Origin of the sequence: Marivirga harenae, from assembly GCF_030534335.1 — a bacterium.
Taxonomy (GTDB): Bacteria; Bacteroidota; Bacteroidia; order Cytophagales; family Cyclobacteriaceae; genus Marivirga; species Marivirga harenae.
Genome location: NZ_CP130565.1, coordinates 1,435,846 through 1,452,168, shown reverse-complemented (window position 1 = coordinate 1,452,168; position 16,323 = coordinate 1,435,846). Strand labels below are relative to the sequence as shown.

At 36.7% G+C, this 16,323-nt stretch carries 10 protein-coding genes; 6 read left to right on the top strand and 4 right to left on the bottom strand.

The annotated features are described in order from the left end of the window. Positions 1 to 25: 25 nt before the first annotated feature. From Q3Y49_RS06160 to fumC, 3 genes are all read right to left on the bottom strand, one after another. Complete coding sequence (locus Q3Y49_RS06160) at positions 26 to 2,491, bottom strand: bifunctional UDP-N-acetylmuramoyl-tripeptide:D-alanyl-D-alanine ligase/alanine racemase (protein ID WP_303271410.1); 2,466 nt, start codon at positions 2,489 to 2,491, stop codon at positions 26 to 28. Positions 2,492 to 2,619: 128 nt separating this feature from the next. Continuing rightward, positions 2,620 to 3,270 (bottom strand): Ezrin/radixin/moesin family protein, encoded by a 651-nt coding sequence (locus Q3Y49_RS06155; protein ID WP_303271409.1) that lies wholly within the window; start codon positions 3,268 to 3,270, stop codon positions 2,620 to 2,622. 74 nt (positions 3,271 to 3,344) lie between these two features. Further along, positions 3,345 to 4,745, bottom strand: coding sequence for a class II fumarate hydratase (gene fumC / locus Q3Y49_RS06150; RefSeq protein ID WP_303271408.1), 1,401 nt, complete (start codon positions 4,743 to 4,745; stop codon positions 3,345 to 3,347). Positions 4,746 to 5,453: 708 nt separating this feature from the next. Here fumC and Q3Y49_RS06145 point away from each other — a divergent pair. Genes Q3Y49_RS06145 through Q3Y49_RS06130 form a run of 4 tightly spaced genes read left to right on the top strand, consistent with a single transcriptional unit; the run spans position 5,454 to position 11,429 of the window. After that, complete coding sequence (locus Q3Y49_RS06145; protein WP_303271407.1) at positions 5,454 to 6,551, top strand: DUF4856 domain-containing protein; 1,098 nt, start codon at positions 5,454 to 5,456, stop codon at positions 6,549 to 6,551. A 6-nt stretch (positions 6,552 to 6,557) separates the two neighbouring features. Beyond that, positions 6,558 to 7,676 (top strand): imelysin family protein, encoded by a 1,119-nt coding sequence (locus Q3Y49_RS06140; RefSeq protein WP_303271406.1) that lies wholly within the window; start codon positions 6,558 to 6,560, stop codon positions 7,674 to 7,676. After that, entirely contained in the window at positions 7,663 to 9,000 is a 1,338-nt protein-coding gene (locus Q3Y49_RS06135; RefSeq protein ID WP_303271405.1) for an HTTM domain-containing protein, read from the top strand. The genes Q3Y49_RS06140 and Q3Y49_RS06135 overlap by 14 nt, the downstream gene beginning before the upstream one ends. Continuing rightward, entirely contained in the window at positions 8,997 to 11,429 is a 2,433-nt protein-coding gene (locus Q3Y49_RS06130; RefSeq protein ID WP_303271404.1) for a TonB-dependent receptor, read from the top strand. The genes Q3Y49_RS06135 and Q3Y49_RS06130 overlap by 4 nt, the downstream gene beginning before the upstream one ends. 301 nt (positions 11,430 to 11,730) lie before the next feature. Here Q3Y49_RS06130 and Q3Y49_RS06125 read toward each other — a convergent pair whose 3' ends face one another. Next, on the bottom strand, positions 11,731 to 12,267 hold the full coding sequence (locus Q3Y49_RS06125) for an RNA methyltransferase (RefSeq protein WP_303271403.1): 537 nt from the start codon (positions 12,265 to 12,267) through the stop codon (positions 11,731 to 11,733). Positions 12,268 to 12,314: 47 nt separating this feature from the next. On the opposite strand from Q3Y49_RS06125, the gene mutS reads away from it, so the two are divergent. Next, entirely contained in the window at positions 12,315 to 14,918 is a 2,604-nt protein-coding gene (gene mutS / locus Q3Y49_RS06120) for a DNA mismatch repair protein MutS (RefSeq protein ID WP_303271402.1), read from the top strand. Positions 14,919 to 15,151: 233 nt separating this feature from the next. Then, complete coding sequence (locus Q3Y49_RS06115) at positions 15,152 to 16,171, top strand: PAS domain-containing protein (protein WP_303271401.1); 1,020 nt, start codon at positions 15,152 to 15,154, stop codon at positions 16,169 to 16,171. Positions 16,172 to 16,323: the final 152 nt, after the last annotated feature.

Below are 16,323 nucleotides of genomic sequence, written 5' to 3'. Positions count from 1 at the left end.
ACAAGTTAAAATAAAAGGGCTTGTTTTACTCAGTATAAAAAACCCTTTTTACTCTCTCTGAGATATTGGTAAGGATTTCGTATGGGATTGTACCAATCGCTTCTGCCATTTCAGAAATATCGGGATTCTCTCCAAAGACAATCACTTCATCTCCTGCACGACATTCGCTATTGGTCACATCTACCATTGTCATGTCCATGCATACATTGCCGATAACCGGAGCCAATTTTCCATTGATCATCACTTGTCCAACACCTTGGCTAAATTTTCTATTGAACCCATCTGCATAACCAATTGAAATCGTGGCAATTTTCATTTCTTCATGAGCCACCCCTTTTCTTGAATAGCCAATGGTTTCCCCTTTTCTAATTTGCTTTACTTGTGAAATTACAGTTTTTAATGTGGAAACTGATTTTAATTGGCTACTGTGAAGGCCTGTGGGATCGATTCCGTACAAGCCGATTCCCAATCGCACCATATCAAATTGGTAGTCTGGAAATCGGCTGATACCTGGACTGTTTAATAGATGTAATATTGGTTTATAGCCTATATGATCAATTATCGCATCTGCTGATTTCTTAAATGACATAGCTTGCTGAGCAGAAAATCCATTGTGCAATGCTTCATCAGATCCAGCCAGGTGGCTAAAAATGGAGCTTACTTTTAATTGGGGATTGTCCTTTAATAGTGACTTTAAAATATCCATTTCCACAGGCTCAAAACCCAACCTATGCATGCCTGTGTCTAACTTCAAATGGATTCGAAATTGCTTCTTTTGGTTTCGAGTATAGCTAGCATAATCTCTGAAAATTTCCTGGCTGTACAATTCTGGTTCTAAATCATATTGGTGGAGAAGTTCAAATGACCTAGGGTCCGGATTCATGACCATAATGGGTAATTTAATCCCGTGCTGGCGCAAAACTACCCCTTCATCTGCATAAGCAACTGCTAAATAATCCACATTCTGAAATTCCAGCCAGTTAGCAATCTCATGACTACTACTGCCATAAGCAAATGCTTTTACCATCACCATGGTTTTAACATTGGGCTTTAATCTCGACCGGTAAAGGTTCAAATTATGGGTTATTTTATTGAGGTCTATTTCTAGAACGGTTCCATGGATCTTTTGCTCTAATCTCTGGACAATTGACTCAAAACCAAACCTTCTAGCTCCCTTTATGAGAATTACTGCCTCTTGAAAAGGATGATCTTTTTCATATTCTAGAAATGAATTGGTGTCTTCAAAATTAATAACCTGCCCCTCGTAATGATTTGACAGCAGTGAAATTTCATCTCCTATCCCTACGATCAAGTCGAGCTTCTCAGAAGAAATTCTTTCTGCTAGCTGTTTGTACAAAATTTTTGAACTGAGTCCAGTTTCTAATAAATCTGATAAAATGAGAACCCTCTTTTGATACTGCTTTTGCTGGCTAAAAAATTGCAGGGCTGTATCTAAGCCGACCAAATCATTATTATAGGAATCATCGACCAGGTATGTATTGTTCTTACCTTTTTTGGTTTCCAACCTCATATTTAGAGGTCTCAGATCATTTACTGTATTTTGAATTATTTTGATAGGTAGCCCTTCGTGCAATAATAAAAGCAAACAATGCGTGATATTTTCCAACGAAGCATAATCCTGAAAAGGCACATGAAAAATATGAAATTGCTCATCAAAAGGAATTCGAATAGCAGTTCCATTTCCACGTTCTTCCCTTTCCACAAAAAAATTAGAAGTATTATCCTCAAATGACCATCCTATAAACTCTTTTTCTTCAAGTCTTGGAATATTATGTAGCGAATTAGAGACTTCAGGGAAATCTTTACAAAATATGATGGTTTTTGCATCTTTAAATAACAGAGCCTTTTGATTTGCTTTTTCTTCCAAACTAGAAAACCCTTCATCATGAGCAGTGCCCAAGTTCGTAAAAATTCCAATTTCAGGTTTGATAATGGCTTCCAATTTTTCCATCTCCCCCAGCTTGGATATACCTGCCTCTATTATTGCATAATCTTGATAGTTATTCAAATGCCATAAAGATAAAGGCACTCCTACCTGTGAATTATAGCTTCTTGGACTTCTATAAACTGAATAAACTGATTCAATTAATTTTCCCAACCATTCTTTTACAATGGTTTTGCCATTGCTTCCCGTAATGCTTATTAATTTACCAGTAAAGCTTTTTCTTTTGTAACCAGCTAAAGACTGCAGAGCTTCCACACTGTTATTAGACTTAAAAAAATTGGCATCAGGGTAATTAAGGCTACTAATTTCTTGATCAATAATGAAATTTCTTATCCCTTTTTTATAGAGTTCATCAATGAAATCATGACCATTGTGGCGCTCTCCCTTTATTGCGATAAATAAATTTTTAGGATTGGTGACAGCATTCCTACTGTCTATGTAAATATTCTCAATAGTTCTATCTTTTCGGAGCTGATAAATATCTCCATCTAGAATAGTAGGTAGGGAAGAGAATTCAATTTTCAAATTATAGGACAAAATGAATGATACAAAATGAATATAAAAAAAGCTTGCTCGAAAGTTAATTGCATGGTGTTTTGCAATATTTCCATTGATATAAAATGGAAATTAGTTTCAAGCAAGCCTAGAATGATCTATTCTCCAGCGTTTTCCGGTTTAGCAGACAGGTTTTCTAACACCTCTTTTAGAGGAACCCGCGCACCGTCTTTGTAAGGTACGATCCAAGCCTCTTTAACGCCCATTTTTCTTAAAGTCTTTTTGAACCGATCGGCCTCCCAATAATCTCTAAATCGTCCTAGAGTAATTCTTTGTAAACCCTCTTCCGTCTCTTCTCCACTGAAATTGGGATTATTTTTGAAGTATTCGGACATATCGATATTTTCAAAAGCTCCTACTTGCACTTTAAACCAAGTTCCGCTTTCATCCAATGCATTTGGCTCGCTATTTTGACCTTCTTTTACCTTTTTTGCCATCTCGTTGGCCCTTTGTCGTTGTGCTTCAGCCATTGCTTTCGCCTCCTGCGCCTCTTGTCTCGCGGTAGCGATTTCAGCATTTTTATTGCTTAACTGCCCTTTAAGATTTTCCACTTCTGAATTTAAGCTGGCAACTGAACTTTTCAAACTCTCATTCTCTTCAACCATTGCCTTCATCTGCTCCGGATTTCTTTTGAGCTCTTTGGCCATTTTTTTCATTTCCTTTTTTTCCTTCCTGCTAAGTTGAGCGGAAACGGAAAATGCCATGCAAAAAATCATTAAAATGGCGATTAAACTTATCTTGCTTTTCATATCATCAATTCGGTTAATTCAATTTTGTACAACTAAAGTAAGTAAATAACTACTATAAAGACAAATAATACTATTTATTGTTTTTTCAAACTGCCGATCATATCCTCTGGTTTTACCCACTGATCAAATTCCTCTGCGGTCAAAAATCCTAGATTAACAGCCTCATCTTTAAGTCTAGTACCATTTTCATGAGCCGTCTTAGCTATCTTGGCTGCCTTCTCATATCCAATTTTGGTATTTAATGCAGTTACCAGCATCAAGGAATTATCTAAATGTTCTTTAATTCTTTCGTAGTTGGGTTCGATTCCAATAGCACAATTATCATTAAATGATACACACGCATCTCCTATTAATCTTGCGGACTGAAGAAAATTAGCCGCCATCACTGGTTTGAAAACATTCAATTCATAATGCCCTTGCGTGCCCCCTACTGTTATTGTAACATCATTTCCCATTACTTGAGCACAAACCATAGTTAAAGCTTCTGCTTGAGTAGGATTTACTTTACCCGGCATGATTGAAGAACCAGGTTCATTTGCTGGAATTATGATTTCACCAATTCCGGATCTTGGTCCTGAAGCTAATAATCGAATATCATTTCCGATCTTATTCAATGAAACAGCAATCTGCTTCAATGCTCCGTGAGATTCTACTATTGCATCATGAGCTGCCAAAGCCTCGAATTTATTTTCAGCCGTTCGGAATGGCAATCCTGAAAACTCTGCAATCTTTTTGGCAACTAATTCCGAATATCCATCTGGTGTATTAATTCCAGTTCCAACCGCTGTTCCGCCCAGCGCTATCTCCGATAGGTGATCAAGTGTATTTCTCAGCGCTTTCAAGCCGTGGTCCAACTGTGAAACATATCCGGAAAATTCCTGACCTATGGTTAAAGGAGTTGCATCCATTAAATGTGTCCGTCCAATCTTTACAACTTTTTCGAAGGCTTTTGATTTATCCTTTAATGTATCTCGTAACTTTTCAATCCCGGGAATAGTAGTCTCTATGACCATTTTATAGCAGGCTATATGCATTCCGGTTGGAAAGGTATCGTTAGATGATTGGGATTTATTCACATCATCATTAGGATGGACTAATTTATCATCCTCATATGTTTTTCCGGCCAAGATCTGAGCTCTGTTCGAAACCACCTCGTTTACATTCATATTGGATTGTGTACCGGAGCCCGTTTGCCACACTACCAAAGGAAACTGATCGTTATGCTGATTATCTAAAATCTCATCACAAACCTTTGAGATTAAATCTCTCTTTTCTTCACTTAAAGCACCTAACTCGTGATTGGTATGTGCCGCTGCCTTTTTGAGGTAAGCAAAGCCGTGCACTATTTCCAAAGGCATACTGGCTTCAGCACCTATTTTGAAATTATTTCGACTTCTTTCTGTTTGGGCGCCCCAATACTTATCAGCAGGCACTTTCACATCACCCATTGTGTCTTTTTCAATCCTATATTCCATTTCCAAATGTATTTTTCGATTAACAGCGTAAAATTACAACTAATCACATGAATTGCTATGATAAACTGTGAAAATCAGCATACTAATAAATGATTATAATCAAACCAAATATTAAATAAGTCATAGTTTTTTAGTAAATGATAGAAAATTCCAATATTTTTGCACCGCATCAAATGAAAGGCTTAAATGAATAACCTATATAGAAGGCTGATGATAAGCTTACTTATGATCTTTGTCTGCGTCTTATCTGTAAGCTATTGTCATCAATTAAAAGAAGGAGGAAAAAAGGTAATGTCCTCTTTACAAGACATTTCGACAGGCTCAACTGGCTATGCGGTATTCCCGTAAAAAGTGATTATTCAAAATATTTACTGTAAGAGTACATCTCATTCCATTAAAACCATTATTCAAAATAATCATAGCAATTAAGTTATATATATGATGAGTATTCTGAATTGTCGCTACAATTTGTATAGCCAGATTCATGAATTTCCCTTCAGGACGCCCTATAAATATTGAACCCAAGTATTATTCTTGTAATTCAAACCACCTCCAAACAGGTCTCAAAAATAGTTTAAAGACACATTTTTGCAATTATTTATATGTAATCTAAATAAAAGTAGTTTTTTATTTGTAAGCAATCTAAATAAAATTAATTTTGCATCATCATTAGAATCAATCTAAATACAAATATTAATTTTACAAAAAATGATCAAGTTAAGATTACTAGGATTATCACTATTGGCAGCTCTTGCCTTCACTGCTTGTGACGATGAAAACACTGTTAGTGAAAATGATGGCAACTATGAAATTCCATCGACTTATGATTTTGAAAATGTGAGCTATACAGGACAAATCCAAAGATTGGATATGTTAGATGAATTAACAGTTTACATGAAAACTGCTAACAACGGAGAAGTTTTAGACGCTCAGGCAATGTTGGATATGTATGCTAACGAAAACAATGCTTTTAACAATACAGAATTGAATGAAGCTGATAGCAAAGAATTGGAAAATAAAACAGTTGAAGGAGACATCAGCATGTTTCAGGAATTCATCAGAGATTTTGCAGCGGCAACGGCCGAGGCTGATGGCGGTGTAGGAAGCAATGGAACACCAGGTGTTGTAACCTCCAACGATGGTTCAAAACAATATTTCTTCGATGCTAACGGTATTGAGCATATCCAATATATCGAAAAAGGTTTGATGGGCTCATGCTTTTATTTCCAAGGAGTTTCTATCTATTTGGGTTCTGATAAAATGGATGTAGATAATGAAGAAATAGAGGAAGGAAAAGGAACAGCAATGGAGCATCACTGGGATGAGGCCTTTGGTTACTTAGGAGTAGCAACTGATTTCCCAGGAAATCCTGACGGGGCGAGATTTTGGGGTAAATATTCTAACGGAAGAGATGGTTTACTGGGCACAAATGAGGCTTTAATGAATGCCTTCATTACTGGACGAGCAGCTATTTCAAACCAAGATTTAGAAACTAGAGATGAGCAGATCGAAATCATCAGAAATGAATGGGAAAAAGTATCCGCTGGAACAGCTGTTCATTATTTGAATGCAGCGAATCAAGCATTTGCAGATGACGCCATTAGGAACCATACTTTATCAGAAGCTTGGGCTTTCATCCATGCATTGAAATACAATCCAAACAAAAAATTAAGCAATGCTGAAATCGATGGGGTTTTAGAAGAATTAGGTGATAATTTCTACGAGATTACCACCGATAATATCAATGCTGCAAAAGCGACTTTGGTTGAAGCTTACGGATTTGAAGATTTTCAAGACCAACTATAATACATAATGAGAAATTTAAGATTTTCTTTCTTCATATTAATAGTTTCTGTTTTTTTCGCTGCCTGTGATAATGAGTCAGGCAGTGAAAAAGTGGATTTTGACAGACAGGCTTTTCTAGTTAATATGGCTGATAATGTAATTCAGCCATCTATAGAAAACTTTGCCTTAGAAGCAGAGGGGCTTTCTGTTGCAACTAACTCTTTTAATGAAAATATTTCACTTGAAAGCTTGGAAGTTTTACGTGCTGAACTGAAAGAAGCCTGGTTAGTGTATCAACACTTGGCATTTGTGCAAGTTGGGCCGGTTGCCAATGTTAATTTAAGGGACAGAGTCAATATCTTCCCTGCCAAAGCGGATGTTATTGAAGAAAATATAAATACACAAGATTATGTTTTGGGTTCTGCTTCTAACGTGGCAGCCAAAGGCTTCCCAGCATTGGATTATCTATTATTCGGTACTGGAGAGACTAACGAGGACGTTATTGCATATTTTGGGAATCCTGATTTAGGAAATAATCGCTTGCAATATTTAACTGATCTGGTGGAAGATATTCAAACAGTTTCTAATATAATTTCACAAGATTGGCCTGATTATAGATCAACTTTTGTTGGAAACACCGGCACTGACGTAGGAAGTGGAACCAGCTTATTAGTCAATGAATATAATTTTCAATTTGACATAAGGATTAAAAATGCAAAAATCGGTTTTCCTGCAGGGGGTAATCCTAGAACGGGTGGCGTGCTTTCTCCTCAGGATGTGGAAGCCTTTTACTCTGGTTGGTCTGGTGAATTAGCAGAAAAAGCAGTTCTATCCTCCATACAGGTTTTTAAAGGAGAACACTTCAATGCCAATGAAGATGGTCTTGGTTTAGATGACTATTTATTAGCCCTAAATGCCAAAACACGTGATGATCAAGATTTAAGTGTGGCCATTATCAATCAAAAAACCTTGGCCCTGGAAGAAATGGAGAAAATTTCCAATCCTTACAGTGAGGTAGCCTCCGCTGAGGGAAGTCAATTGGTTGAGGTGTACAATGCTCTACAAGCTGTAATCCCATTAATAAAGGTGGATATGACTTCAGCTATGTCTGTTTCTATCACTTTCCAAGATAATGACGGTGACTAAGTGGCTTCCCAAATATCGCCTCAATCAAGTAAAGCATATTGCACCATTAGCTACCTTTCGGGTAGCTTTTGGTATTATGATGCTAGCCTCCATAATTCGCTTTTGGGCTAATGGTTGGATTGCCAAGCAATACATTGATCCTGACTTCTACTTTCCATATTTAGGTTTCGAGTGGATTCAGTCATGGGGAGAGCCAGGTATGTATATCCTTTTTGCCCTGATGGGAATTGCTGCAATTGGAATTGCACTAGGAGCCTTTTACAGATGGAGCGCAACCTTGTTTTTCGTAAGTTTCACTTATGTAGAGCTGATAGATAAAACCAATTATCTCAATCATTACTATTTTGTGAGCATCATTGCTTTCTTGTTGATCCTCGTGCCAGCGCATAAAGCCTATTCACTTGATGCTTGGCGCAAAAAGAAGCAAGAATTTTATGTTCCAGCTTGGAGCATCCACATTATTATTTTGCAATTAACATTGGTCTATTGCTTTGCCGGACTGGCTAAACTCCAAGCTGACTGGTTATTAGAGGCTCTTCCTTTAAAGATATGGCTCCCTTCAAGAGCGGACACCCCTATCATTGGACCATTACTAAATTATAAATTAACCGCCTACTTATTCAGCTGGTTTGGCGCTTTTTATGATCTGTCTATTCCTTTTTTCTTGTTATGGAAAAGAACAAGAATTTTTGCTTATCTAACAGTTATTGTTTTCCATTTCATGACAGCCGCTCTCTTCCAAATCGGAATGTTTCCTTACATCATGGTGGTTAGTACGCTCATATTCTTCTCGGAAGATTTCCATAAAAAACTTTGGCACAAAATCATGCCTATACAAAAACCGCTTCTAACCCACTCTTCTTACTTCTACAAACCAATTGTTTTACAGTATTTCTTAATAATCTTCTTCGGCTTGCAAATTTTATTGCCGTTCAGATATGCATTATATCCTGGGAAGTTGTTTTGGACTGAGCAGGGTTATCGTTTTTCTTGGCGGGTAATGCTAATGGAAAAGGTGGGCTATACACAATTCACAGTAAACCTACCTGAAAAAAATAAGGCATTTGAAGTAATTCCAAGCCAATATTTAACTCCGGTACAGGAAAAAATGATGAATACTCAACCGGATATGATACTGCAATTTGCCCATTTCCTCAGGGATCAATATCAATCTGATTATAATTCGGAAGTGGAAGTATTCGTGGAAAGCTATGCGACCATCAACGGAAAGGGTAGCCGCCCTTTCATTGATCCTGCGGTTAATTTGGCGACAGTAAAAAATAGTTATCAACACAAAAATTGGGTATTGCCTTATAATCAATGAGAAAACCGAATATCTATATTGTCATATTATTGATTAGTGCATTTACTAATTCTTTATTTGCTCAAGGTATAAGAGGAGTAGTTGAAGATTCTGAGAGTGAAAAAGGAATTGAATTAGCTGAAATTTTCGTCTTAGATAGTAATCAAAAAGCTGTGACCGATGGCAATGGAAATTATAAACTAAATCTGCCCGAAGGTAAATATAAGATAGCTGCATTTTACTTAGGGAGACAAAGTGAAATCAAAGAGATTGAATTACATGGCAATTGGGAAACCATCAACTTTACTTTAAAACCCTTACTGGAAACTTTAGAAGAAGTAAAAACCATCGGTAAAAAATCAAAGGTTTTTAATATTACAAGGCTTAATCCTGTAGAAGGAACACTGATATATGAAGCCAAGAAAAATGAAGTGATAGCTGTTGATCAAATCAACGGTAATTTAGCCACAAATAATGCTCGACAGGTATTTGCAAAAGTGCCGGGCTTAAACATATGGGAAAGTGATGGTGGTGGTCTTCAATTGGGAATTGGCGGAAGAGGATTAAACCCTAACAGAACCTCAAATTTTAATACGCGCCAAAATGGATATGATATTTCAGCTGATCCGTTAGGCTACCCAGAAAGCTACTATACTCCACCTGTTGAGGCTCTTTCTAAAATTGAGGTAGTGAGAGGCGCGGCCTCTTTGCAATATGGCTCTCAATTTGGAGGCATGATCAATTTCTTATTTAAGAAAGCTCCAGAAGGAAAGCCTGTCCAATTTCATACAAGAAATACAGCGGGTTCTTTTGGATTATTGAGCTCTTACAATAGCCTTTCTGGTAATACTGAGAAATTGGATTACTTTGTTTTTTATCAGAGAAAACAAGGCGATGGGTTTAGAGATAACGAATCATTTGAATCCAATACATTATTTGCAGATGTGAATTTCGATATAGGTGATAAATTATATTTATGCTTTGAGTTTACGCATATGGATTATTTGGCTCAACAAGCCGGTGGATTAACTGATAATCTTTTTGAGCAAGATCCAAGGCAATCAGTTAGAGAGCGAAACTGGTTTGGAATTGAATGGAATATACCTGCTATCATTCTAGACTACCGAATTAATGATAGAACTAAGCTAAACTGGAAGACATTTGGCTTAGTTGGCTCCAGAAAAGCATTGGGTAATTTGGAAAGAGTAACTCAAGCTGATTTTCCTGAAGAAGAACGAAATCTACTTTGGGATGATTATGAGAACCTTGGCTCTGAATTAAGATTATTGCATCGATACGATTTTATGGGTCAAATTCAAGCATTAGCCGTTGGTGCAAGGTACTTTAGAGGAAATACACAACAGCGTCAGGGGTTAGGACCAGCAGGCTTTGATGCTGATTTCCAATATAATAATCCTGCTAATTTAGAAGACTTATCTTTTAGTTACCCTTCGGAAAACGTGGCGCTCTTTGCTGAAAATATAATTAATGTCAATAATAGGTTAAGCATTACACCGGGTTTAAGATGGGAATATATCAGCACCAATAGCACTGGCTACTACCGAAATATGGTAGAAAATCTGGCAGGAGATATCATTTTTGATACCACTATTTATGAATCTAAGAATTTAGATAGATCTTTTATGTTGGCCGGCTTAGGCGTGAGTTACAAAACCCCAGCTGATTTAGAAGTCTATGGAAATATCTCCATGAACTATAGAGGCATAAACTTTAATGACCTAAGGGTTAATAACACCAATATTTTGGTTGATCCTAATTTGCAAGATGAAAGCGGTTACAATGCTGATTTGGGTTTCAGAGGTAATTATAGCGACTTTTTAAATTTCGACTGGAGCTTATTCTATTTGGCCTACAATGACAGATTAGGAGCGCTTTTACGCTATGATGATGCTATCGATGGTTTCCCAAGAATCTATCGATATAGAACCAATGTTGGGAATGCAGCGATCGCAGGAATTGAATCATATACAGAAATGAACTGGAGTAAATTTTTAAACCCGCAACCCATTCATGAAATTAGTACTTTTTTAAATGCCGCGTTTATTAGAGGACGGTATGCTGAAGACAATATGGAAAGCTCCATTGCTGGAAATAAAGTGGAGTTAGTCCCGGATTTGAATATCAAGACCGGTATCAATTACAATTGGAAAAACTTTTCTTCCACTTTGCAATTCACCTATTTGAGTGAACAATTCACTGAAGCTACAAATGCTAAGAGAACTGCAACCGGAGTGGATGGGGTCATCCCTTCATTTCACGTCCTAGATTTGAGTGCAAAATACAAATACAAATTTGCTCAGCTTGAAGCAGGTATCAATAATTTAACGAATAACTATTATTTTACTAGAAGAGCTGTTGGCTATCCTGGCCCTGGAATTATCCCTTCTGCAGGGAGAAACTTTTATGTGACTTTGGATTTGAAGTTTTAATTCACACAGTCGCCAGTGTCTTTTTGGTGAGGATTGCTGATCCCACGCACTAAATAAAAGCTGAAAACTTCCTTAAGAGCCTTATCTAGCAGATTCTTTTCAATCGACACCCCCTTCGCCCCCCTCAAGGGGGGAGACGTACGAAATTACTTTTGCTTTTAATTTGATATTTCCACTTTATCAAATTGTAGTCATAAGCATTGATAAAATTAATTATTTATTGCTGATATAAATCTGAGCGATCTATCCGCTTGAGGGGATTATAGGGGTGTCTTTTACTATACCAAAGAATGATTTAAACTTATCTTACCATACCGCTTTTAAAAACAGTATGCCACAGCACCACCCCAATACTCACCGAAATATTCAAAGAATGTTTAGTGCCGAATTGGGGGATTTCCAAACAATGATCACTTTGATCCACGACTTCTTGCTCAACGCCATAAACCTCATTACCGAAAACATAGGCATATTTTTCATGCGGTTCAGGAGTGAATTTCTCTAAACTCAAACTATTCTCAGCTTGTTCAACACTCAAGATTTTATACCCGTCTTTTTTTAGTTTTTCAATCGCCTCCAATGTGCTTTCAAAATGCTCCCATTCTACAGTTTCGGTTGCCCCGAGTGCCGTTTTATTAATTTCTCTATGAGGGGGTTGGGCGGTTATTCCGCATAAATAAATTTTTTCAATTAAAAATGCATCTCCCGTTCTAAAGGCAGAACCTACATTATTCATGCTCCTGACGTTATCTAACACCAAAACGATTGGATTTTTCTTCACCTTTTTGAAGTCATCAACTTCCAATCGATTCAATTCTTCATTGGCTAATTTCCTCATATTTTATCATCTTTGAACTGCAAAACTAAGAACATTTCCCTAAAAGCATGGCGAAGACTCAAGAAGCAAAGGAAACCCCTTTAATGAAGCAGTATAATCAAATAAAGTCCAAATATCCTGGGGCTTTACTATTATTCCGTGTGGGCGATTTTTATGAGACTTTTGGGGAAGATGCCGTGAAAGCAAGCAAAGTTCTTAATATTATTCTGACTAAAAGGGCAAATGGTTCTGCTTCCCATATCGAATTAGCTGGTTTTCCACATCATGCCATGGATAACTATCTCCCTAAATTAGTCCGTGCTGGGCACAGAGTAGCCATTTGCGATCAATTGGAAGATCCGAAATCAGTAAAGGGAATTGTGAAAAGAGGCGTAACGGAATTGGTAACCCCAGGCGTTAGTTTTGATGATAATGTGTTGGAAACAGGCAGGAATAATTATCTGGCTTCTATTCATTTTTCCAAAAACACTTTGGGGATTGCTTTTTTAGATATCTCCACAGGAGAGTTTATGACTGCTTCTGGAAATGCTCCTTATATCGACAAATTATTGCAAGGATTCCAGCCATCGGAAATCATTTATTCCAAGTCAGCTAGAGAACATTTCTCTCAAAAATTTCCCGATGATTATAATGTCCATCATTTGGAAGACTGGATTTACGCTTTTGATTTTGCTTATGAAAAACTGACTAAGCAGTTCAAGACCAATTCATTAAAAGGATTTGGAATTGAAAACCTTGAGGAAGGAATCATTGCTGCGGGAGCCATTCTACATTATTTGGAAGAAACTGAGCATAAAAAAATTGAACATATTGCTTCGATCTCGAGAATTGAAGAGGAAAAATATGTTTGGATGGATAAATTTACAATCAGAAATTTAGAACTAGTTTATCCGCAACAAGAAGGAGGAATTCCACTTATTCAAATTTTAGATAAAACCCTCACTCCTATGGGCTCCCGCCAAATCAAGAAGTGGATGGTATTACCGGTAAAAGATAAGGCGATCATTGAGGAGCGCCTGCAAATTGTTGAGGCTTTTCATAATCGAAATGATCTGAAAGAGCAACTGAACACTTCATTAAGATCAATGGGCGATGTGGAAAGGTTGATTTCTAAAGTAGCTGTTGGGAGAGTAAATCCACGAGAGCTGAATCAACTGAAAAAGGCTCTAGGTTTAATGGTTCCCTTAAAAAAAGCATTGGACGAATCTGATGAGCAAGCCTTGAAAAAGCTTTCCAATCAAATTAATCTTTGTGAGTATTTATATGAATTGATAGATGGTCAATTGATGGAGGATGCTCCATTACATACCAATCAAGGAAACTTGATTAAAGAAGGAGTGGACCATGACTTGGATGAATTGAAGAAAATAGCTTTCTCAGGAAAAGATTATTTGCTTCAATTGCAGAAGCGAGAAATGGAAAAGACTGGAATAACTTCTTTAAAAGTGGCCTACAATAAAGTCTTTGGTTACTATTTGGAGGTGACCAACTCCCATAAAGATAAAGTGCCGCAAGAGTGGATTCGAAAACAGACTTTGGTTAACGCAGAAAGGTACATTACCGAAGAGCTAAAAGAATACGAGGAAAAGATTTTGGGTGCAGAAGATAAAATGGTGGTAATAGAGCAGAGGATATTTCATAGTCTATTACAAAATGCTATGGACTTTGTCAGCCCTATTCAACAAAATGCCAGAATTATAGCACAAGTAGATTGTTTACTGAGTTTTGCAGAAATCGCTCAAGCCAATGATTACGTGAAACCGACTATATCAGATAGTACCGCTTTAGATATTAAATTAGGTCGACATCCAGTAATTGAACAACAACTGCCACATGGTGAAGAATACATTCCCAACGATGTGTTTTTAGATAATGAAAGCCAGCAAATCATGATTATTACGGGGCCAAACATGGCTGGTAAGTCGGCTTTGCTTAGACAGACCGCGTTAATAGTTCTCATGGCACAAATGGGGTGTTATGTTCCGGCCAAATCAGCTGAAATTGGCCTAGTAGATAAAGTTTTTACTAGAGTAGGAGCATCAGATAATCTATCCAAGGGTGAATCAACCTTTATGGTAGAAATGACGGAAACCGCCAGCATATTGAATAACCTTTCAGATAGAAGCTTGGTTTTGATGGACGAAATTGGAAGAGGAACGAGCACTTATGATGGGGTATCCATCGCCTGGAGCATAGTAGAATTTTTACATAATCATCCGAAATCTAAAGCTAAAACATTATTTGCGACTCATTATCATGAATTGAATCAGTTAGCGCATGATTTTCCTCGAATCAAGAATTTCAATGTATCGGTGAAAGAAATCGATGGTGAAATAATCTTTTTGAGAAAGCTAAAAAAGGGAGGAAGCGAACACAGTTTTGGTATTCATGTCGCCCACCTTGCAGGAATGCCAAATCCAGTGGTTTTGAGAGCCAATGAAATAATGCATCATTTGGAAAAGGATAAGATTAGGGATAAAGCCAATCGAAAAATAGAGGCCGTCCCTAAGAATAATTATCAACTAAATATGTTCGAGGCCGATCCAGTCCTTTCTGAAATAAGAGATCTATTAGATCAACTAGATATTAATTCCATGTCACCAGTTGAGGCCCTTTTGAAACTCAATGAACTAAAAAGTAAGCTGAAATAATTCAGTTTTCTTTTGTGGGAGTTGATAGCATTCATTTGAGAAAAAGCTAAATAAATTTAATTCTGTAATTTTTTATCTCTCCAAAAGGATCAACTACAATTTACTTGTTTACTCATTTAAATTATATGTAGATACATATAATACAGATTCACCCTCTTCCCTGAAGTGTGCTTCAAAGGCATCACAGCAGCAAAAGCTAAACATTTAACGCTAAAGGCTGTTTAAAGATCCTTATGGAAAAAGTTATAAACATTGAACAAGCACAAAAAGCAAAAAAGGATCCTATTGACTACTTATCTGATAATGTTGTGCTGCTATCACTTAATGAAAATTTTGATGTTCTTTCTGCCAATGAGACATTTTTGAAAGTCACAGGAATTGATAAAAACACACTAGATAGATTAAACTTTTTCCAACACTTATGCAGTGAACTTCCTGATTATATTCAAGACGAATTAAGCTACTTACTCCGTCAACAAAAATCTTGGAATGGAAACTTTGCTTTTTCGAATGTCAATGGTCCATCCTCCTGGTTCCATACCAACATTATCCCTTCCAGAGATGAAAATGGGACCTATATAGGCTTTAATTTACTGGCAACAGTGGGTAAATCTCAACAAAGCATGATAACTGAAAAGGAAACAACTGAAAGTTGGATGAAAGCTATTTTCAATGATGCTGATGAAGTTAATATTTTAATTGGCTTAGATGGAGATGTAATTGAATTCAATGCAATGGCTTACGAATTTTTTTCATGGTACACTCACAAAGAGCTGAGACTAAATGAGTTTATTTTCCATTATTTTGGAAGTAGTTTTTCAAATACCTTCAAAGCACTTTTTGAAAAAACTAAAAATGGTCATAAACAAAAGTTTTGTAGATCCTTTAAAAATTTAAGCGGTTATGAAAAGGTTATGGATATGGAGTTGAAGCCGGTTTCAAATTCTGCTGGAAATATTATGGGTATCATTTTGACATCGACTGACATCACTGAAGAAGTAAATCTGGAAAAGAGAATTAAAGCATCCGAGAAAAAATTAGACGATATTGCCTTTATCAATGCTCATGAAGTGAGAGCTCCTTTAGCTTCTATTCTTGGTCTACTGAATTTACTGGATTTTGAAGAAGTAAATGAAGATAGTAAAGTCATCCTAAACCACTTGAAAAGCTCTGCTTTTAATTTAGAGAAAATAATCCTGAAAGTGTCTGAAAGCACTTATATTAGCTATCCAGACTCAATTAAATCAGCTTAAAATAATCCGCAACAAAAATTTATTTATTTGTGTTGCACATCGTCCATTATTTTCAATCAATAAATGACTACATATCAGTTGCCAAACTTGCTCAATAACGGTTCGGGAGCGTTGGGGTAGCGAAGGTTTTAAAAAAAGGTGTTTTCTTTTCT

Coding starts and splice junctions, on each gene's coding strand:
- Q3Y49_RS06155 (WP_303271409.1), bottom strand. CDS start 3,270: ATGAAAAGCAAGATAAGTTTAATCGCCATTTTAATGATTTTTTGCATG.
- fumC (WP_303271408.1), bottom strand. CDS start 4,745: ATGGAATATAGGATTGAAAAAGACACAATGGGTGATGTGAAAGTGCCT.
- Q3Y49_RS06145 (WP_303271407.1), top strand. CDS start 5,454: ATGATCAAGTTAAGATTACTAGGATTATCACTATTGGCAGCTCTTGCC.
- Q3Y49_RS06140 (WP_303271406.1), top strand. CDS start 6,558: ATGAGAAATTTAAGATTTTCTTTCTTCATATTAATAGTTTCTGTTTTT.
- Q3Y49_RS06135 (WP_303271405.1), top strand. CDS start 7,663: ATGACGGTGACTAAGTGGCTTCCCAAATATCGCCTCAATCAAGTAAAG.
- Q3Y49_RS06130 (WP_303271404.1), top strand. CDS start 8,997: ATGAGAAAACCGAATATCTATATTGTCATATTATTGATTAGTGCATTT.
- Q3Y49_RS06125 (WP_303271403.1), bottom strand. CDS start 12,267: ATGAGGAAATTAGCCAATGAAGAATTGAATCGATTGGAAGTTGATGAC.
- mutS (WP_303271402.1), top strand. CDS start 12,315: ATGGCGAAGACTCAAGAAGCAAAGGAAACCCCTTTAATGAAGCAGTAT.
- Q3Y49_RS06115 (WP_303271401.1), top strand. CDS start 15,152: ATGGAAAAAGTTATAAACATTGAACAAGCACAAAAAGCAAAAAAGGAT.